This is a genomic window from Pseudomonas fluorescens group sp. (assembly GCF_020093335.1).
GTDB lineage: Bacteria > Pseudomonadota > Gammaproteobacteria > Pseudomonadales > Pseudomonadaceae > Aquipseudomonas > Aquipseudomonas petroselini.
In genome coordinates this window covers 131,339-148,736 of record NZ_JAIOKW010000008.1, presented here as the reverse complement: position 1 = coordinate 148,736, position 17,398 = coordinate 131,339, and the positions used below count along the sequence as shown (strand labels likewise).

At 53.3% G+C, this 17,398-nt stretch carries 19 protein-coding genes; 5 read left to right on the top strand and 14 right to left on the bottom strand.

Annotated elements, in window-relative coordinates; translation table 11 throughout:
* Window positions 1-51 precede the first annotated feature (51 nt).
* Both istA and istB read left to right on the top strand, forming a co-directional pair.
* The gene (gene istA / locus K7431_RS11910) at window positions 52-1,602 is read left to right on the top strand and encodes an IS21 family transposase (RefSeq protein WP_032657045.1); all 1,551 of its coding nucleotides are present in this window, start codon (window positions 52-54) and stop codon (window positions 1,600-1,602) included.
* Window positions 1,599-2,348 (top strand): IS21-like element helper ATPase IstB, encoded by a 750-nt coding sequence (gene istB / locus K7431_RS11905; protein WP_012723152.1) that lies wholly within the window; start codon window positions 1,599-1,601, stop codon window positions 2,346-2,348. Before istA ends, istB begins: the two co-directional genes overlap by 4 nt.
* 204 nt (window positions 2,349-2,552) lie before the next feature.
* On the opposite strand, the gene K7431_RS31110 is transcribed toward istB, so the two are convergent.
* The 10 genes from K7431_RS31110 to K7431_RS11855 form a co-directional block, all read right to left on the bottom strand.
* Window positions 2,553-2,642 (bottom strand): DUF4113 domain-containing protein, encoded by a 90-nt coding sequence (locus K7431_RS31110; protein ID WP_311138688.1) that lies wholly within the window; start codon window positions 2,640-2,642, stop codon window positions 2,553-2,555.
* Window positions 2,643-2,811: 169 nt separating this feature from the next.
* Window positions 2,812-3,192: a COG4315 family predicted lipoprotein gene (locus K7431_RS11895; protein WP_012723153.1), complete on the bottom strand. Its 381-nt coding sequence runs from the start codon at window positions 3,190-3,192 to the stop codon at window positions 2,812-2,814.
* 121 nt (window positions 3,193-3,313) lie between these two features.
* Window positions 3,314-3,508: a hypothetical protein gene (locus tag K7431_RS11890; protein WP_032657047.1), complete on the bottom strand. Its 195-nt coding sequence runs from the start codon at window positions 3,506-3,508 to the stop codon at window positions 3,314-3,316.
* Between the two features lie 3 nt (window positions 3,509-3,511).
* Window positions 3,512-4,801 carry a cbb3-type cytochrome c oxidase subunit II gene (locus K7431_RS11885; RefSeq protein WP_012723154.1) on the bottom strand — a complete coding sequence of 430 codons (1,290 nt, stop codon included), beginning with the start codon at window positions 4,799-4,801 and terminating at the stop codon, window positions 3,512-3,514.
* Between the two features lie 3 nt (window positions 4,802-4,804).
* Window positions 4,805-6,262 carry a cbb3-type cytochrome c oxidase subunit I gene (locus tag K7431_RS11880; protein WP_046722265.1) on the bottom strand — a complete coding sequence of 486 codons (1,458 nt, stop codon included), beginning with the start codon at window positions 6,260-6,262 and terminating at the stop codon, window positions 4,805-4,807.
* Window positions 6,255-6,761 (bottom strand): c-type cytochrome, encoded by a 507-nt coding sequence (locus tag K7431_RS11875; protein WP_012723156.1) that lies wholly within the window; start codon window positions 6,759-6,761, stop codon window positions 6,255-6,257. The genes K7431_RS11880 and K7431_RS11875 overlap by 8 nt, the downstream gene beginning before the upstream one ends.
* On the bottom strand, window positions 6,758-7,120 hold the full coding sequence (locus K7431_RS11870; protein WP_224265906.1) for a hypothetical protein: 363 nt from the start codon (window positions 7,118-7,120) through the stop codon (window positions 6,758-6,760). The genes K7431_RS11875 and K7431_RS11870 overlap by 4 nt, the downstream gene beginning before the upstream one ends.
* 1 nt (window position 7,121) lies before the next feature.
* Entirely contained in the window at window positions 7,122-8,357 is a 1,236-nt protein-coding gene (locus tag K7431_RS11865; RefSeq protein WP_103388956.1) for a molybdopterin-dependent oxidoreductase, read from the bottom strand.
* Between the two features lie 59 nt (window positions 8,358-8,416).
* Complete coding sequence (locus K7431_RS11860; protein ID WP_012723159.1) at window positions 8,417-9,409, bottom strand: YVTN family beta-propeller repeat protein; 993 nt, start codon at window positions 9,407-9,409, stop codon at window positions 8,417-8,419.
* Between the two features lie 158 nt (window positions 9,410-9,567).
* The gene (locus K7431_RS11855; RefSeq protein WP_012723160.1) at window positions 9,568-10,464 is read right to left on the bottom strand and encodes a LysR family transcriptional regulator; all 897 of its coding nucleotides are present in this window, start codon (window positions 10,462-10,464) and stop codon (window positions 9,568-9,570) included.
* A gap of 115 nt (window positions 10,465-10,579) precedes the next feature.
* Here K7431_RS11855 and K7431_RS11850 point away from each other — a divergent pair, with 115 nt between their 5' ends.
* On the top strand, window positions 10,580-11,749 hold the full coding sequence (locus K7431_RS11850) for a TDT family transporter (RefSeq protein ID WP_012723161.1): 1,170 nt from the start codon (window positions 10,580-10,582) through the stop codon (window positions 11,747-11,749).
* 8 nt (window positions 11,750-11,757) lie between these two features.
* Here K7431_RS11850 and K7431_RS11845 read toward each other — a convergent pair whose 3' ends face one another.
* The gene (locus tag K7431_RS11845; RefSeq protein ID WP_012723162.1) at window positions 11,758-12,366 is read right to left on the bottom strand and encodes a uracil-DNA glycosylase; all 609 of its coding nucleotides are present in this window, start codon (window positions 12,364-12,366) and stop codon (window positions 11,758-11,760) included.
* A gap of 45 nt (window positions 12,367-12,411) precedes the next feature.
* Here K7431_RS11845 and K7431_RS11840 point away from each other — a divergent pair, with 45 nt between their 5' ends.
* Together K7431_RS11840 and cydB are read left to right on the top strand one after the other, a co-directional pair.
* Window positions 12,412-13,839: a cytochrome ubiquinol oxidase subunit I gene (locus K7431_RS11840; protein ID WP_012723163.1), complete on the top strand. Its 1,428-nt coding sequence runs from the start codon at window positions 12,412-12,414 to the stop codon at window positions 13,837-13,839.
* A gap of 3 nt (window positions 13,840-13,842) precedes the next feature.
* Window positions 13,843-14,850 (top strand): cytochrome d ubiquinol oxidase subunit II, encoded by a 1,008-nt coding sequence (gene cydB, locus K7431_RS11835; protein ID WP_012723164.1) that lies wholly within the window; start codon window positions 13,843-13,845, stop codon window positions 14,848-14,850.
* Between the two features lie 131 nt (window positions 14,851-14,981).
* On the opposite strand, the gene ppa is transcribed toward cydB, so the two are convergent.
* The 3 genes from ppa to K7431_RS11820 form a co-directional block, all read right to left on the bottom strand.
* Window positions 14,982-15,533: an inorganic diphosphatase gene (gene ppa, locus K7431_RS11830; protein WP_012723165.1), complete on the bottom strand. Its 552-nt coding sequence runs from the start codon at window positions 15,531-15,533 to the stop codon at window positions 14,982-14,984.
* A 114-nt stretch (window positions 15,534-15,647) separates the two neighbouring features.
* Window positions 15,648-16,931, bottom strand: a complete 1,284-nt coding sequence (gene eno / locus K7431_RS11825; protein ID WP_012723166.1) for a phosphopyruvate hydratase — start codon at window positions 16,929-16,931, stop codon at window positions 15,648-15,650.
* A 73-nt stretch (window positions 16,932-17,004) separates the two neighbouring features.
* A complete protein-coding gene (locus tag K7431_RS11820; RefSeq protein ID WP_032657050.1) occupies window positions 17,005-17,346 on the bottom strand; it encodes a hypothetical protein in 342 nt (113 codons plus the stop codon).
* Window positions 17,347-17,398 lie beyond the last annotated feature (52 nt).

Below are 17,398 nucleotides of genomic sequence, written 5' to 3'. Positions count from 1 at the left end.
TCACACGGCGCGACCTGTGAGGTGTTCACACACCTGTCGCGAGGAGAACATATGAGGCTGCCAATAAGTACGCAGCGCGAGGTGCTACGCCTTACGAGCGACCCCAAGCTGTCGAATAGGGCTATTGGCCTATTAGCCAAAGTGTCCCATAACACTGTTCGCACCATTCGGGATCAGTTGGCACAGTGTGGACAAAGCTGGGAAGAACTGAAGCACCTTGACGACAAAGCGCTGGCGGAGCGTCTGCATACCCAGCCAAAAGTCTCATCTCAAAGGAAGGCTTACCCGTCATGGCCTGCCATCCATGAACAGCTAAAACTTCCTGACATCACCTTGGAACTCCTATGGCAAGAGTTTCGTACAAGCGAGCCAGAAGGCGTGTCTTATGCTCAGTTCACACGGATTTATCGTGAATGGGTCAATAGGCAAAAGCTGAGCATGCGACAGACTCACCTCCCCGGAGACAAGTGCTTCGTGGACTTTTGTGGCAGGACAATGCCTGTGACCAACCCGGATACTGGAGCAATCAGCCAAGCTCAGGTGTTCGTGGCAACGCTAGGTGCCTCGGGATACATTTTTGCCACCGCCGTGAGAAGTCAAACGATCCCAGACTGGCTCAGATGCAACATTCTGGCCCTGGAGTTCTTCGACGGGGTTCCACGGTTCGTTGTGCCTGATAATTTGAAGTCAGCAGTGACGAAAAACACGAGAGATGTGGTGACCCTAAATCGTGCCTACGCCGAGTTTTCTGAGCACTACGGATTTCAAATTTACCCCGCCAGACCGCGTAAACCGCAAGACAAGTCGCTAGGTGAGATTGCTGTTCAACTGGTACAAAGATTCGTTCTCGCAAGGCTGAGAGCGAGCACCTTTTTTTCCTTAGAAGAGCTCAACGAGAAAATCAGCTACTGGGTTGATGAGCTAAACAGTCGAATCACTCGAACGTACCCTAAGAGCCGAACCAGCCGCTTCCTTGAGCTTGACTATCCAGCCCTCAAGCCGCTCCCAGAACATAAGTACAGCTACAGCAAGTGGGTGTATCAGGTTAGGGTAGGCAGCGACTACCACGTACAATTTGAAGAGCACAGCTACTCGGTTCCTTACCACTTCGCGAATCTTCTTGTCGATTTGCGCGTGCGAGACGATTGGCTCGAAATCATTCATCAGCGCCGTCTCATCGGCTCGCACAAGCTCAATCGTCAGCGGGGCACTAGCACTCTCAAAGAGCACTTGGCCCCGAATCACAGATATTTCCAGGACTCCCAGCCGGAAGCTCTGATTGTCTGGGCTGAGACTATTGGGCCGGAAACGCTCCGTTTCGTGAAGGACAACCTCAACCTGCGGAAAGATTTCTCGACCGGTTTGAAGGTCGTTGTTGGCCTGAAACGTGACGTTCGCAAAGGGGCAATCACACCGTCACGCCTTGAGTCCGCGTGCGGCTATGCGAATAGCTTGAACATCCTAAGTTCTGAGCGGCTGCGTTCGATCCTTCGGAACGAATCTGACCTGCGCCCCAACTACCGAAGATCCGCCCCCTTGGTCGAACACGCCAACATACGTGGTGCTGAATACTACGCCTCACAGGGAGATGAGCCGCTATGAAGTCAATCCTCGATACTGCCCAAAACCTTATGTCTCTTGGTCTGCACGGGATGGCAGCAGCCTACGAGCGTCAGCTTGAAACACCGGCGCTGCTGAAAGAACCATTCGAAACAAGGCTTGGTTTAATGATGGATGCCGAAAATAGCGAGCGTGAGAGCAGAAAGGTTGGACGTTTGCTAAAGAACGCAAGGCTTCGTGAGAATGAAGCCACAATAGACAGCATTGAATTCAAGGCGTCTCGAGGCATAGACCGCAATACGGTCATGTCCCTTGGTGAGTGCGAGTGGTTAGCGCGACGTCAGAATGTGATCATCACGGGCGCTACGGGCACTGGCAAAACCTGGCTCGCTTGCGCACTCGGAAACCAAGCCTGCCGCCTTGGGCGAGCGACGCTGTATCGCACTGCCACGAAGCTTTTTGAAGAAATCTCACTTTCTTACGCTGACCACACCACGCCTAAACTACGTCGGCATTTGATCCGCGCAGAATTATTAGTCATAGATGATTTGGGCATCGGTGGCATTGACGCCCAGTTGGGCCCGTTCCTCCTGGACGTTATCGACGAGCAGTCACAGAACGGCTCATTGTTGATTACAAGTCAGTACCCTAAAGAAAAATGGTATGACCTGTTCTCCGACCCCACGATTGCCGATGCAATTCTTGACCGTATCGTTCACAAGTCCCACGTTATAGAACTGAAAGGCGAATCAATGCGAAGGATCAAAAGTCGCAAACGGTTGCAATAGGATCCGGTGTTTATCCAGGTGGGCAATACGAATGCAATTGGTCAAATTGAATGCAAGCAGTTGGTCAAATGCAACGCAATCACCTGTTTTTTCAATAATGTATAATTGGCGGGATTAAGATTTTTGCTATGCTCTTTGAATCATCCTACCTTAATCAGATCTGAGGGTTGAAACCTTTAGTAAGTCCCAGCCCCAGTGCTAGCCCTATTTAAATTTAACAGTCCAGAGGTGATCCAGCTGGGTTGTGCAAATGGGGCTTAGCATCTGGCGCTTCATACCCCAGTATGGCGTTATGGGAACATCTCAAGAGCGTACGGTGCCTCGGCCCCATTTTACGTTGATCTGATCCATCATGCTTTGTGAGGCGCAGCGGCCGCACGTTGGCGGAACTATCAGGTAGTTAAACTTCTAGTTTGCGCCACTGACAAAGCCAGGGCGCATGCTAGCCTGTTAATTAATGAGGTTACGGTTTAGCAACGTGCCAGACTTGGTTGACACCGTCGCCGGTTGTATCCCCTGGCTTGGTATCTTTGACCCAGCTGTAAAGTGGCATGCCTTTGTAAGCCCATTGTTTTGTGCCATCGTCTCGAGTGACGACAGAATAATCATGATCCGCTTTGGCGTTTGCCGACACTGCCAGAGGTGGCCAGTTTGCAGCGCATGGCCCAGTGCAGACCGACTTGCCCGAGGTGTCCTTACCGAACGTGTACAGAGTCATTCCTTTCGCGTCTACGAGTACTTTTCCCTTGTCTGTTTCAGCAACCTTGACTGGCGCGTCGGCGAACGCAAAACCAGATATGCAGCAGACGGCAACAGCAGCGGTGAGGATCATTTTTTTGAACATACGTATTCCTTTGGTTTTTGTGAATTTTTGTAGGCTCGCCTGCTATTTGAAATAGTACGCGACCAGACAGTAGACGAACGCCAGACAGTTCTATTCCAGTTCCGTAAAAAACTTCCCAATATTATGTTTTACCGGAACCCTGATCTTTCCCCCCCTGTTGATCCAATGGCGTTCTTATTTGAGCAAAACGACGTTCACGCTCAAGCATCACGAGCTTGGGCGCCTCACTCCACAGCCGAAGTTCAGGGCTGACCCACCAAGCTACAACGAATGCAGAAACGATCAGGGTCATCACAATTACCATTGAAGCAAACATGATTCACTCCTGCTCGGTAGGTTGGTATAGCGTACGCAAATAGGTAACTACAGCAGTTCGTTGTTCGTCCGAGAGCACTGCTTTCCAGGGAGGCATTGCCGTACCTGGTATGCCTTCACGCAAGACGTTCTCCAGATACGCCGTGTTGCCTTTCTTCTCCCAGAAGTTCGCGGGGCGTGGGGAGAGCCCGCGAGATGCAGGCCCATTGCCCTGGCCACTGGCACCGTGGCAGCTAGCACAATTGGTGGAAAATAGAGACTGCCCAAGCGCTACGTCGCTAGACGGCAAGGCGCGCTCGTCCGCTGTATGCAGGCTTTGCACATAAAGCGTGAGTGCCACCAGCGTTGAGTTATCAAGGTCTCTCCAAGCGGGCATTGCTGTCCCGGGCCTGCCGTTCCACAAAACATCGGCTAAATGCCGGGTTGTAAATTGTGCATCGCGCAGGTTAGCCGGACGTGGCAGCAACGTCGGCGCCGCTAAGCCATCACCTGTTCCACTCGGACCATGGCACCCGGCGCAGTTCTCCGCGAAAGCCGCTTGTCCCAGACGTAATGCGATCGAGCGGTCATTTGCGTTAGTAGGTATCACAAAGCCAGGCACTGGCCCATCCAAGCGAGGTCGCGCGGCGATTGCATCTTGGCTTACATTGAGTGACGCCGACATTTCTTCATCTGCCATGCTGTCGTGCGACATCGCGTTACTGCTCTTCTGGGTTGATTGTTGAGCGTCAACCTGCGCCTGAAGCGGATCGTCATAACCCGAAACTTTTCTAGCTCTACCAAGCGTCTGTAAGTAGGCAACGAGGTCAATTCCATCCGATGTCGGTTTGTTGGCATCACCTTTAAACAACCAGGGATAGCCAGGCATTACAGAGTCACGAACGACATATCGAGGATTGAATAGGTGGGTCAGATGCCAATCATTACTTCGTACCTCGGTTTCCCGAGCTAAATCAGGACCAATGCGGCGAGTCCCCCAGAGTTGTGGGTAGTCGTATTTCGTTTCCCATGCTTCAGTGGGCGCCCCCCAGCGACTGACGTCCTGAGCTACGAATCGTACTTGTTGAGTATGACAATAACCGCACCCTTCGCGGGCATATACAATGCGCCCTCGTTCTTCTTTCGCGGAATACTGTTGCATGTTGGCAGGTGCACGGGCCTCGATTTCCTTTTGCAGTTGCTTCCCAGGCAATATCCCGAGCAGCATAAACGACAAGATAAAGAAGCCGATACCGGCTACAAATATGATCAGATAGGCGCTATTGAACAGGCGATGCTTGGTAACCGTTTGCATACCTTAAACTCCCGCTAACGTAGGGTGAATGACGGGAGAGGTACTTACGGCAGCACCGTTGTTTCGGGCTCCTGTAGTTAGGCCCAGGAAAAACGCGATGAAGCCTGCCAGAATCGGCAATCCGCTTAGGTCTCTGATCCACCAGTACGCCAGAGATGCGCGTACAGAGTCCATCCACGGCGCGGTGGTTTCCCATATTTGTGCCTGTACCAAACCGCCGGCCGTTAGTGTGGTGAACATGGCCAGTAGGCCGATAGTTATCAGCCAGTAAGCCCAATTCATCGCCGCTGCGCTGTAGCGGTTGTTTGGTATACGCTGCCAGGCATGGGCAATCCCGCCAGCGGCAACGAAGGTTGCAAAACCCAGCATCGCGAGATGCGAATGGCCAATTACCCAATCGGAAAAGTGAGTCAATCGGTTGACCGGCATCAGAGCCTGGAACGCGCCCTGCAAACTGACGATTAAATAGAACACCGTGCCCGTCCAGACAAACCTCAGAGGGACATCGCTTGCGACTGTCGAAGCTTGGCCTCGCAGTGACATCAGTTGGTTGAATACAACTAGTATCACGTCCATGCCCAAATACACGGAGGCGATAATGGCCGCCTTCTGCGCGTCCATGGGGATAGCCGAATAGACGTAATGGTGAGTGCCATTGAGCGGATAAAAAAAGAATAGAAACCAGAAACCGATCATTGACAAAAAGTGGCTATAGATAGGTCGATTGGTGGCGGCCGGAATAATGTAGTAAGAGATCGCAAGTACAAATGGCGTAACGAACAAACCCACTGCGTCGTGAATCCAAAGCCCGCTGAATGCAGCACCTTGCGCGCCGGGGATAAATGCAGGCGCGAAATTTCCTACTGGATATGCAAGCAGCGTAAATACGGCTCCGCCGATCAGGTACCAAGCCGAAATATACAAGCCTCCTCGTTGCCGCTTAAGCAAGAAAGGCCCCGCGAATTGGGCACATACCAAAATCAGACCGAGTACTACCACTAGGTCCACGATCATTGGGAACTCCGCCCATTCTAAAGACTGTATTGCGAACCATGGGCTATCGAGCCCGAGGGAAATAAGTAACCATCCGGGCAAAAGGACACCAAGATTCCAAATATAGAAAATGACCCAGCCCAATCTGCGACTGAACACCGGGCGATCAGCCAGGCGCGGGACCATGTGGTAACAGAACGCAAAGAAAGCATTGGCAAGCCAACCAAAAAAAATACCTTGTGTGTGATCGAACCTCAGGCGACCCCAGGTCAGCGCTGCGTGGCTACTCAGCAGATCGGGCATTGTCAGCTTCAGAGCAACAAGCAGGCCCGCAAGAGCTGATAGAAACAGTGTGATCACTGCTGCATAACCGTGGGCTTTGATAAGATCGTAATCAATGCGCGGCAAAATATCCGAGGGTTGATTCGCGTCTAGAGCATGCTCTGTTCCAGCTATCAGTCTACTCATGGCTTAGCTCCTTCAACGAAACGGTTTTGGAGCGGCTTAGAATCCATGCTGCCGTTCCTGATCGCTCCTCCGGCGTCAGTGTTATGTCCGTAGGCCCTGCAGAATAACCATCCCATCCTGGTTGGGGATGGGAAATGGCAGCGACCATGACAGCCAATGCTTCGTGATTAAGCGGCTTCGTCCCAATTACAGATTTATATCGTGCAAGGACTGCATTCCAGCTAGGACCTACCGAACGTTGAGTCGCGTCATGACACCCTGCGCAACGCTGTTGGACCACAATTGCGCCTGCGCCGACCAATGCAGTGGTCAACTCGACCTTATCTGTTGAGTCCACTCGCGACGGGAGAGCATCTCCTCGTCGGGTGATATCCGAGGCGCCGTGGGTGCCGATGACCTTCCAAGATATCAACGTGCCGAGCGCCAATACACCAATCAACATAGCCAATGCAGTTCGGGAAATCCCATGGGCCGATGTGTCGCGAACAGGATCACTCATGGTGTCTCCTTGCCATTGAAGAACATCAGATAATCGATGATTGGTTGTACGGCTTCGTCGGGGATGGGCGCTCCATATTCGTCGCGCATTTTGGCGACCTCAGCCGCCCAGGTTTTACGCGGAAATGCAGGTTGGTTGGTAACGTAACGAGGAGAATGGCAGATCACGCATTGTGCCAGAAATTCGCTGCGCCCCGGACCGTCCGGCAAGTAGGGCTCGTCGTGGGGAACAGTGATTGAGTGCACGGGAGCACCAAAATCGACCTTCGGTTCCTCGGCCGCAAAGGCGCTTGGTATCCAAATAGGTAGGCTACACATCAAGGCAAAAAAGAGCATTCTAGGCTGGAGAAATGTCGTCATCTCACACCACCATTCCAGTGGTTTGTTCGATAACCCGGCGCGCATAGCCTCCCCGATTCCACTGGGTGGTCAGTTGACCTTGCCCGGCGCGGTTGGTGGCGCGGACCTTGAACGTGTATCGGCCTTTGTCAAGGGGGGTCCATACGAAGCGCCACCGACGCCAAGAGAACCGGCCGATCTCGGGGTCGAGCGTCGCATCTGCCCAAGTACGCCCGCCGTCAACTGAAACCTCAACCCGAGCGATACCATCGCCGCCATCATTGGCTAAGCCCTCTAGCATGTATGGATGATTTACAAGCAATAGTTCTTCGGGTTCTGGACGTACGAATACGGAGTGAGTGACAAAGCGGTTGATGGGTACCGTTTTCTTGGAGAGGTTTCCTGGCTCCTCGTTGATCTCTGGATTATCAGGAATTCGGTAGGCTTGGTTCATCCAAATATTGCTTAAAGGTTTATCTAGCACCTCAATGTGAGCCAATGATTTAATCCAGTAAGTCGCGTACCAACCGGGTACCACTAAGCGCAATGGAAAGCCATTGAGCATCGGCAGTGGTGCGCCATTCATTGCGTATGCAACCATCACATCACCATCATTGGCATGGTCAAACTTCAATGACTTCACGATCTTTGGCAAGCCTGGCATTGGCGACTCATCCAGCCCAGAAATTGCCACCTCGACTGCTCCTGCTTTAACACCTGCACGATCAAGGAGGTCCTTGAGGCGAACGCCTGTCCACTGTGCATTTCCCATCGCGCCAAATTGCCATTGCCCACCAGGAGGTTTAGGACCAAACAAGCTTCTGGCATTGCCTGAACATTGGTTCATGGCCACCAGTGTCACGGGCTCGAACTCGTTGACCAAGGCATCAAGAGAAAAAGACTGAGGATTGGCAACCTGGCCATCGAGACGCAGTCGAAAGGTTCGCGTATCGACCTGAGTTGGATACCCCGACAGATGCCACCGAACAAAATAGGCTTCGTTAGGCGTCAGGTCCTGGCGAAAATAATGCAGCGGCGTTTCCAACTGCGGCGGACGATCAGTAATCAGAATCAGTCCCGTTTTCTCTGGAAAACGTACAAGGCGTCGTTCGGACTCTGCGGATTCGATCCTATCTAGTTGCGCCAAGTCCGTTCCAGAAAGGGCTTGGCGCGGAAGCAGGCTAGCGAGACCAGCGCTAGTGGCCAACCCGAGTAAACGACGGCGATTCATCATCCAGAACTCATCACTTCCATTCATTATTATTCACCAGGTCGTGGAGTATCAGCAGGGCCTCGAGAAGGCCTGCGTTGTTTCGATCAGTCAGCCTTGAGCGTCGATACCACCTTGTTGCTGGCGAGATCGACGGTGGAGATGCTCAGGTCCTCGTTGAGGACATAAGCCTTCGACTTGTCTTTGGTGAAGACAATGGCCTGGCGGGGTGCCTTCAAACCGGTCACAGTGGTCGTCACTTTCAGCGTTTTGGTGTCTATCACTGACAGGGTGTTGTCACCCAGGTTACCCGAGTAGACGTGCAGTCCGTCTGGAGTCAGGGCTGCACCGTAGGGGTCTTTGCCCACCATAACGGTGGTTGTGATAGCGCGTTTTTGAGTGTCGACAACTGCGATGCTGTTACTGCCGCTGTTAGCCGCGTACAGCGTATTGCCGTCGGCCGATATGGAGATGGCGCGCAACTTGTTGAAGCCAGTGATCTCACCTTCGATCTTATTGGTCTTGCTGTCGACCAGGGTGATTTTGTCGCCAAGAAAGTTGGTGACATAGACGGTTTTGCCGTCAGGGCTTACTCGGATGCCTTGGCGCGGTTGGGAGAAGCCAGGTACCACAGCTACTGGTCGTTGGTGATCAAGGTCAATAACCGACAAGGTGCTGGCGGCCTCGTTGTTGACGTAGAGCAGGCTCCCATCCTTGCTGAGCGTGGTACCAAAAGCACCTGCACCTAACGGAAGATCTGCGATGACTTTTAATGTTTTGGTGTCGATCTTACGAACGACCCCTAAGCTGCTGTCGGAAAGGTAGAACACATCGCCGTTTGGAGAAAAGACAATGTTGCGTGGCGTGATATAGCCGGTGAGAACCTGACGAACCTTGCCGGTTTTCAAGTCGTAGACCACCACGTCAGGACGCTGACTGTAGGAGACTACGGCTGTCGATTCGTCAGGGCTGACAGCCAGTGAGTTGTTATGAATATCACCATCGAAGGTCCAGCGATCTTCCGCTGCCGACGCACTCATTGATGCGGCGAGCGCGATACCCAACGCCAGTGCAGTCACTGTTTTCTTGATCACATTCATCAGAGGTTCCTCACAAGGGGCAGCCAGGCGTGAGATTGCGCCTTGGCAAATGCAGCTCGCTGATTGCTGCTAGACAATGAGTTGACCTTAAGCGCTTGGGATAAATTCCGAAAACAAGTTGTTGTGGTAGTAGTTACCTACTTTTCAAATAGATTTCGTTAGCTTTGGCTCGCAAACTGAGTGCAACTTTGCCAGAACCGTTCAAGTCCGGACGAGATGAATTTTTCCCGGTGGCGGATCAGAAAAAAGCGCCGGCTCAGCCCAGGCAACGCATGCGGCAGTTCAATCAGGTCTTGAGAAGTCAGCAGATCCCGAACGACCCTGCTCGACAGGCAACTGATGCCGATGCCTTGTGCAAGGACGTGTTTGATGGCTTCTGAGCTGCCGATCTGGCGGGTTTCAGCGAGGTCGTGCAGGTGACGCAACAGCAACTGTTCGACTTCCTCCCGAGTGCCCGAGCCAGGTTCGCGGAGAAGCCACTCAGCAGTACGCAGGTCATCAAGGGTGACCTGCGACTTGAGTGCTAAAGGGTGACGTTGGCCCGCTACAATGAGCAGTTCATCTACAAGCCAAGGTTCGGCACTCAGTTCGGGCAAGTGGCACGGTCCCTCAATCAGTCCCATATCAATCTCGAAATCTGCGACCTTCCGGGCGATAGCCATGCTGTTGGCCATATCAACATCGACCCGCAGGTGCGGAGCCGATTGGCGTAACTCGCCAAGTATCAATGGCAAAACATAGTTGCCTATAGTGGTACTACAGCCTACCCGCAAGCGAGTCTTCAGCTCTGCATGCCCTGGAAGGAAGCTGTTTTCTATCTGCAACGCGTTCTCAAGCATGCTTCTGGCCTGGGGCAGTAATGCTTGGCCGTTATTGTTTAACACCAAGCGTTTGCCTACGCGATCGAAAAGCCGGGTATCCAAGGCGCTTTCCAACTCGTTGAGTGCGGCGCTGGTGGCCGATTGCGAAAGTGACACAGCGATGGCCGCGCTGGTGGTGCTGCCCTGTTGCGCAATGGCGCAGAAGATTTGCAATTGACGTAGGCTTAACTTCAATTTTCTACCTCTTTAACAGGTAACGTAAACCTATACTATCCGTTTAGCCGCTAACCTCATCAAGCTATACTTCAGGCAAGTCACATTGAATGAACACTGAAGCGGGAGCGCGAAAATGAGTGATACACGACTCGCAGCGATTATGGGCGGCAGCCATCCACTGGCAGCATTGTCCAATCCACGAGAAGCGATCCGGCAGTTCACACCTAACTGGTTCGCCGCCACGATGGGCACCGGGATTCTGGCTCTGGCTTTGGGCCAACTGCCATTTGCCGCGCAGTGGCCCAAAGTGTTAGGTGAAGCCTTGTGGTTTTTCAATATCGCGTTGTTTTGCCTCTTTACGGTGTTGTACGCAAGCCGCTGGGCCCTGTTCTTTAATGAAGCCAAACAGATCTTCGGTCACTCCACCGTGTCGATGTTTTTTGGAACCATCCCCATGGGGCTGGCGACAATCATCAACGGATTTCTCCTTTATGGCTTGCCACGCTGGGGGGATGGGGTTGTCGCTTTAGCTGAAGTCCTGTGGTGGATCGATGTCGCCATGGCGTTGGCGTGCGGGGTTCTGATCCCGTTCATGATGTTTACCCGCCAGCAGCACAGTATCGACCAGATGACAGCAGTATGGCTGCTACCTGTGGTTGCGGCCGAGGTAGCCGCCGCCAGTGGTGGGCTACTGGCGCCGCACCTTGCTGATGCGAGTGCACAGTTCACCCTGTTGATCACCAGCTACGTGCTATGGGCATACTCAGTGCCCGTTGCCTTGAGTATTCTGGTGATTCTGCTGCTGCGCATGGCATTGCATAAATTGCCTCATGAGAGCATGGCGGCATCGAGCTGGCTTTCATTAGGGCCCATTGGTACTGGTGCGTTGGGGATGCTGGTACTCGGCAGCGACGCTCCGGCGATCTTCGCCGCTCATGGAATGGCCGGCATCGGAGGCGTTGCCGAGGGCATTGGCTTGATCGGTGGTGTGCTGTTTTGGGGGCTTGGATTGTGGTGGATGGTTTTGGCGCTGCTGATTACCGGTCGCTACTTCAGGGAGGGTATTCCTTTCAACCTCGGCTGGTGGGGTTTCACCTTTCCGCTAGGCGTGTATGCGGTGACTACCCTTAAATTGGGCTCCATGTTGCACCTCGCGTTCTTCAATTTTGTGGGCGTGGTACTGGTATTGCTGCTTGCGATCATGTGGATCATCGTCGCGGCCAAAACTTTGGTAGGCGCGTATCGCGGCAACTTGTTCATCTCGCCCTGCATCGCCTCGCTGAACAAGATGAGCAAACCCTGAACCTTTGGCTACTCAATCGACTGTTTGGCGTCACGCAGCGTGGATAGGATGCGTTGCCGAACACTCGGGTGAGTGCAAACAGAAAGCGGGCTGGGGTGTGGCATCTCGAGCAATGAGATATCGGGAAAGGCGTGTCGAACCCGCAGCATCGCCTGCTGAGCGACACGTCCGGCAAATACGACAGTCGCGAGATCAGGAAAATGCGGAAGCAGCGTGATTAGCTTCTCAATTCCCTCCTCAATTTGCGCCCTGCGGAGCGACGCCTTGGGCTTTTCAAGATCGGGCAGCCAAGGATATAGATTCCAGATAACGGTCTCTCGGCGTTCCAACCCAACCTGTTCCATGAAACTTTTGAGGTTGCGTTGTGCAGGCCCCGGATTGTCTCGTGAGACATACCGTGCACGACTGACCGTTCGCGCGGGTGACTCTAGCAATATCAATATTTTGGCGTAGACGCCGCCATCCAACGGATCGAAATACGGCAAGGTTTTGTCGCCCGTGGACTGGGAAATCACCCAGCGCGTCAGTTGCGCAACGTTCGGCATCAGCAGAAAAATTTCTCGCGCTTCAAGCGAAATCCCGAGGGGGGCGGTGCCTTGGTGAGTCGACACTGACAAGACGCTTCCTCTATTGATACGAAATTGCCATTAGGAGGCCACGATATGTTCGATCTTCAAGCTCTTGACCTCGCGCGAATGCAGTTCGCTTTCACCGTTTCATTCCACATCCTGTTCCCGGCAGTTACCGTCGGGCTGGCTGCTTATCTAGCAGTGTTGGAAGGTCTTTGGTTGAGGACGCATGACAATACCTATCGGACCTTATACCACTTTTGGATCAAAATCTTCGCAGTCAACTTCGGTATGGGTGTGGTGTCAGGATTGGTCATGGCGTATGAGTTCGGTACCAATTGGAGCAGATTTTCGTATTTCGCCGGCCCTATAACGGGGACCCTACTGACCTACGAGGTACTGACGGCTTTCTTTCTTGAAGCTGGATTCTTGGGTGTGATGCTTTTTGGTTGGAGTAGAGTCGGCCGTGGCCTACATTTCTTTTCTACCGTGATGGTGGCCGTTGGCACCTTGGTTTCCTCGTTCTGGATTCTCGCCTCTAATAGCTGGATGCAAACCCCACAGGGCTTCAAAATTGATCATGGTCAAGTGATTCCGATGGACTGGCTGAAGATTATCTTCAATCCGTCTTTTCCTTACCGCCTGGTGCACATGTCGATTGCTGCCTTCGTGGCAACGGCGTTCTTTGTCGGCGCTTCAGCAGCCTGGCACCTGTTGGGAGGTCGCGATAACCCGGCCGTCCGTCGAATGTTATCAATGGCGATGTGGATGGCGTTGATTGTGGCGCCGATACAAGCCGTGGTGGGCGATGCTCACGGGTTGAACACTTTGGAGCATCAGCCGGCAAAAATTGCGGCAATAGAGGGCCACTGGGAAAACGTGGGCAATGAGCCGACGCCGTTGATCCTGTTTGGCTGGCCCGATATGAAGGCTGAGAAGACCCGGTTTTCCGTCGAGATTCCCTACTTGGGCAGTTTGATCCTTACCCACAGCCTGGATCGTCAGATTCCTGCCTTGGCATCCTTTGCGCCGGAGGATCGCCCCAACTCGACTATCGTGTTCTGGTCGTTCCGTATCATGGTTGGCTTGGGAATGCTGATGATTTTCACTGGACTGTGGAGTCTATGGTTGCGAAAGCGCGGCACGCTCTACCGGTGCCGCTCGTTCTTATACTTCCTGATGCTTATGGGGCCGTCAGGGCTGATCGCCCTATTGGCCGGCTGGTTTACCACTGAAATCGGTCGTCAGCCTTGGGTAGTGTATGGACTGCTGCGCACTGCCGATGCTTCGTCGAACCATAGCGTGGCGCAGATGAGCATTACCTTAGTGCTGTTTGTCCTGGTTTATTTCGCGCTTTTCGGAACCGGCTTGGGCTACATGATGCGCCTGGTACGTAAAGGACCCCAAAATCACGAAGGCGACGCGCTTAGCCACGGTGGGCCTGGCCATCTGCGAACACCTGCCCGTCCTCTATCTGCCGCCCACGGTGGCGATGCTGATAGCCATCACAAGGGGCATTGACTCATGGGCATTGATCTTCCGCTGATTTGGGCCGTGATCATCATCTTCGGCATCATGATGTACGTAATTATGGACGGCTTTGACCTAGGGATTGGCATTCTTTTTCCTTTCATGAAGGGCTCGGGCGATCGCGACGTAATGATGAACACGGTCGCGCCTGTCTGGGACGGCAACGAAACCTGGCTCGTGCTTGGCGGCGCGGCGTTGTTCGGCGCCTTCCCGCTGGCCTATTCGGTGGTCCTGTCGGCCCTGTACCTGCCGCTGATTTTCATGCTGTTCGGGCTGATTTTCCGCGGCGTGGCCTTCGAGTTCCGTTTCAAGGCCACTGACGAGAAGCGCCACATCTGGGACAAGGCCTTTATCGGCGGCTCCCTGGTGGCGACCTTCTTCCAGGGCGTGGCGTTGGGCGCCTACATCGACGGCCTCCCGGTGGTCGATCGCCAGTACGCCGGGGGCGGCCTAGACTGGCTGACGCCGTTCAGTCTGTTCTGCGGCGCTGCGCTGATAGTTGCGTATGCCTTGCTTGGCTGCACCTGGCTGATCATGAAAACTGAAGGCGTGCTGCAAAAAGCCATGCATAACCTGGCCCGTCCTTTGACGTTGGCACTGCTGGCTGTGATCGCCGTGGTCAGCTTATGGACGCCGCTCGCCCATGGCGATATCGCTGCACGCTGGTTCTGCCTACCGAACCTGTTCTGGTTCCTGCCGGTGCCAGTCCTAGTGTTGGTGACTATGTGGGGGTTGTTCAGGGCCGTGGCGAGCAGTGCTCACTACGCGCCTTTTATCTTGACCCTGGTATTGATCTTTCTGGGTTACAGCGGCCTCGGCATCAGCCTGTGGCCGAACATCGTCCCACCGTTGACGTCGATCTGGGATGCCGCAGCCCCCCCGCAAAGCCAAGGTTTTATGCTTGTAGGTGCTCTGCTCATTATCCCGATCATTCTGGGCTACACCATTTGGAGCTACTCCGTGTTCCGAGGAAAGGTTAACGATCAGGCAGGCTATCATTGAGTGAACTGACACCCTTTAAATGCCTCGGGAATCTCTAGTCCGTTCAGGAATGCAGTCCTTGGGTTACTTCGCCATCAGTGACATTATTGCAGTGCTTGGAGCGTAGCTCGGTACACAGGTGGCCACATCCTTTAATGTGGCGAGTGGTCCCCCTTTTTTGGTTTATACGTAGCTACCGATTTGCGAATCTCTTCTCGGGCCTCATCTGCGCTCCCCCAACGGCCCATCTTTACCCACTTACCCGGCTCCAATGCCTTGTAGCTTTCGAAGAAGTGCTGGATCTGTGCGAGGAGTAATGCAGGGAGGTCAGAGAATTCCTTTATGTTGCTGTACACAGAGCTTAGTTTTTCATGAGGCACCGCGATCACCTTGGCATCCGCTCCAGCTTCGTCCGTCATGTACATCACGCCAACCGGGCGACTACGAATGACAACGCCAGGCGATACCGGGTAAGGGCAAATCACCAAGACGTCCAACGGGTCTCCGTCATCGCTCAACGTATTTGGAATGAACCCGTAGTTGGCCGGATAGAACATGGGCGTGCTGAGGAAGCGGTCTACGAAAATTTGTCCACTCGGCTTGTCCACCTCGTACTTGATCGGCGAGTGGTTTGCAGGAATCTCGATAACGGTGAAGAAGTCATCGGGGATCGCGTTACCAGCTGGAATATCCGTGTAGCTCATGCTCATATCTCCAAGCGTCTAGGAAAGGCCAATGCCACTGACGTTTTTGCCAACAGCGATATGTGGTTCGTTTTTTACGGTAACCAGTACAACAGGTTTACCGGCTATAGGCCGTCAGCGCACGAATGCATCATGTCCTGCATAAAACGCATGGCTGCCAAGATGCTCTTCTATTCTCAGAAACTGATTGTATTTCTCGACCCGCTCCCCTCGACATGGAGCGCCCGTCTTGAGATGGCCAGTACCCATGGCAACAGTCAGATCTGCGATGAAGCTGTCTACAGTCTCCCCGCTACGATGAGAAACCATAGCTCCCCAATTTGCCCCGTAAGCCATTACGATGGCGGCTTTGGTCTCAGTCAGGGTTCCGATTTGATTGGGTTTAATCAGTACAGCATTGGCGACGTTTTCTTTGATGCCTCGTTGAATCCGTTCGACGTTGGTGACAAACAGGTCATCTCCAACCAACTCGATCCGGTTACCCAGCGCAGCATTCAATTGCTTCCAGCCCGACCAATCGTCTTCCGCGAGGCCATCTTCCAGTACCGCAATCGGGTACTTGTCGACCCAGGAGGAATAGAGACTAATCAGCTCTTGAGCATCGACCTTACGACCTTCAGAGCGCAGATGGTAAAGACCGTTCTCATAGAAACCGCTGGATGCTGGGTCGATAGCGATCTCGATCTGAGATCCAGGGGTATAACCGGCCCTTTCAATTGCCTTAATGATCAGCTCAATGGCATCTGAGTTTTTCTTGAGCGTCGGCGCAAAGCCGCCTTCATCTCCGACCGCTGTTGAGTAGCCGGCGTCCTTAAGCACCGCTTTCAGCTCGTGGTACACCTCAGCGCCCCAACGCAAGGCTTCCTTGAAACTGCCAGCCCCTGTAGGTGCAATCATAAATTCTTGGAAGTCAGGGCCTTGCCAGTTTGCGTGAACACCGCCATTGAGAATATTGAACATTGGGACGGGCATTCTTGCTGCTTGCTCGCCGCCCAGATATTGGAACAAGGGCACTTTCATCGCAGAAGCCGACGCTCTGGCTACGGCGAGGCTGACGCCCAAGATGGCGTTTCCTCCAAGCCTAGACTTATCAGGTGTTCCATCCAGCTTAATCATCAGATGATCAATCTGTTCCTGGTCAACTGCATCCTGGCCTCTCAGAGACTCAAGTATTTCGGTATTCACATTGCTAACGGCCTTTAACACTCCTCTGCCGGAATACCTCTTTGGATCATGGTCACGCAACTCAACAGCTTCGTGAGCGCCTGTAGAGGCACCGGACGGGACTGAAGCCCGGCCCAGTGTTCCGCACTCCAAGGTGACGTCGACTTCAACGGTAGGGTTACCGCGTGAATCGAGAATTTCACGTGCATGAATAGCCTGGATTTGCGTTTTCATTGATTTTCTCCAAGGGACGATTCGGGAACGTCATTAACCATGTGAATAAGTCGAGAGGCCTCGATTTCGGAAGTCAGCTCTCCATGAGTATTCTGAACAGCTGCACTGCCGACACCGCAATTGCGGGAACCAAGAAGCCTCCAATAATTAGCTCAGGAATCTCTCCCACCAAGGGCATGAATTGCCCTCCCTTTGCCATCTGGAAAAGCTCCAGCATTTGGTTTGACGCAACCATCACAGAACAGCAGTACGCAGTCTGGGCTTGTAGCATGGCCCGCCTTTGATCTAGCAGATGAAACGTCAGCAACGACACTCCAATGCTTACGATGAAAAGCGCGACGAATTCATAGACGGATCCTGTAAAAAGCCTGCCCATCACAAGCCCGAATACGATGCTCAGCATCACTGCGCTCATGTGGTATCCCATTTCTCTAAAGTGGTTTTGATGAGCCGACGTCGGTGAGTTC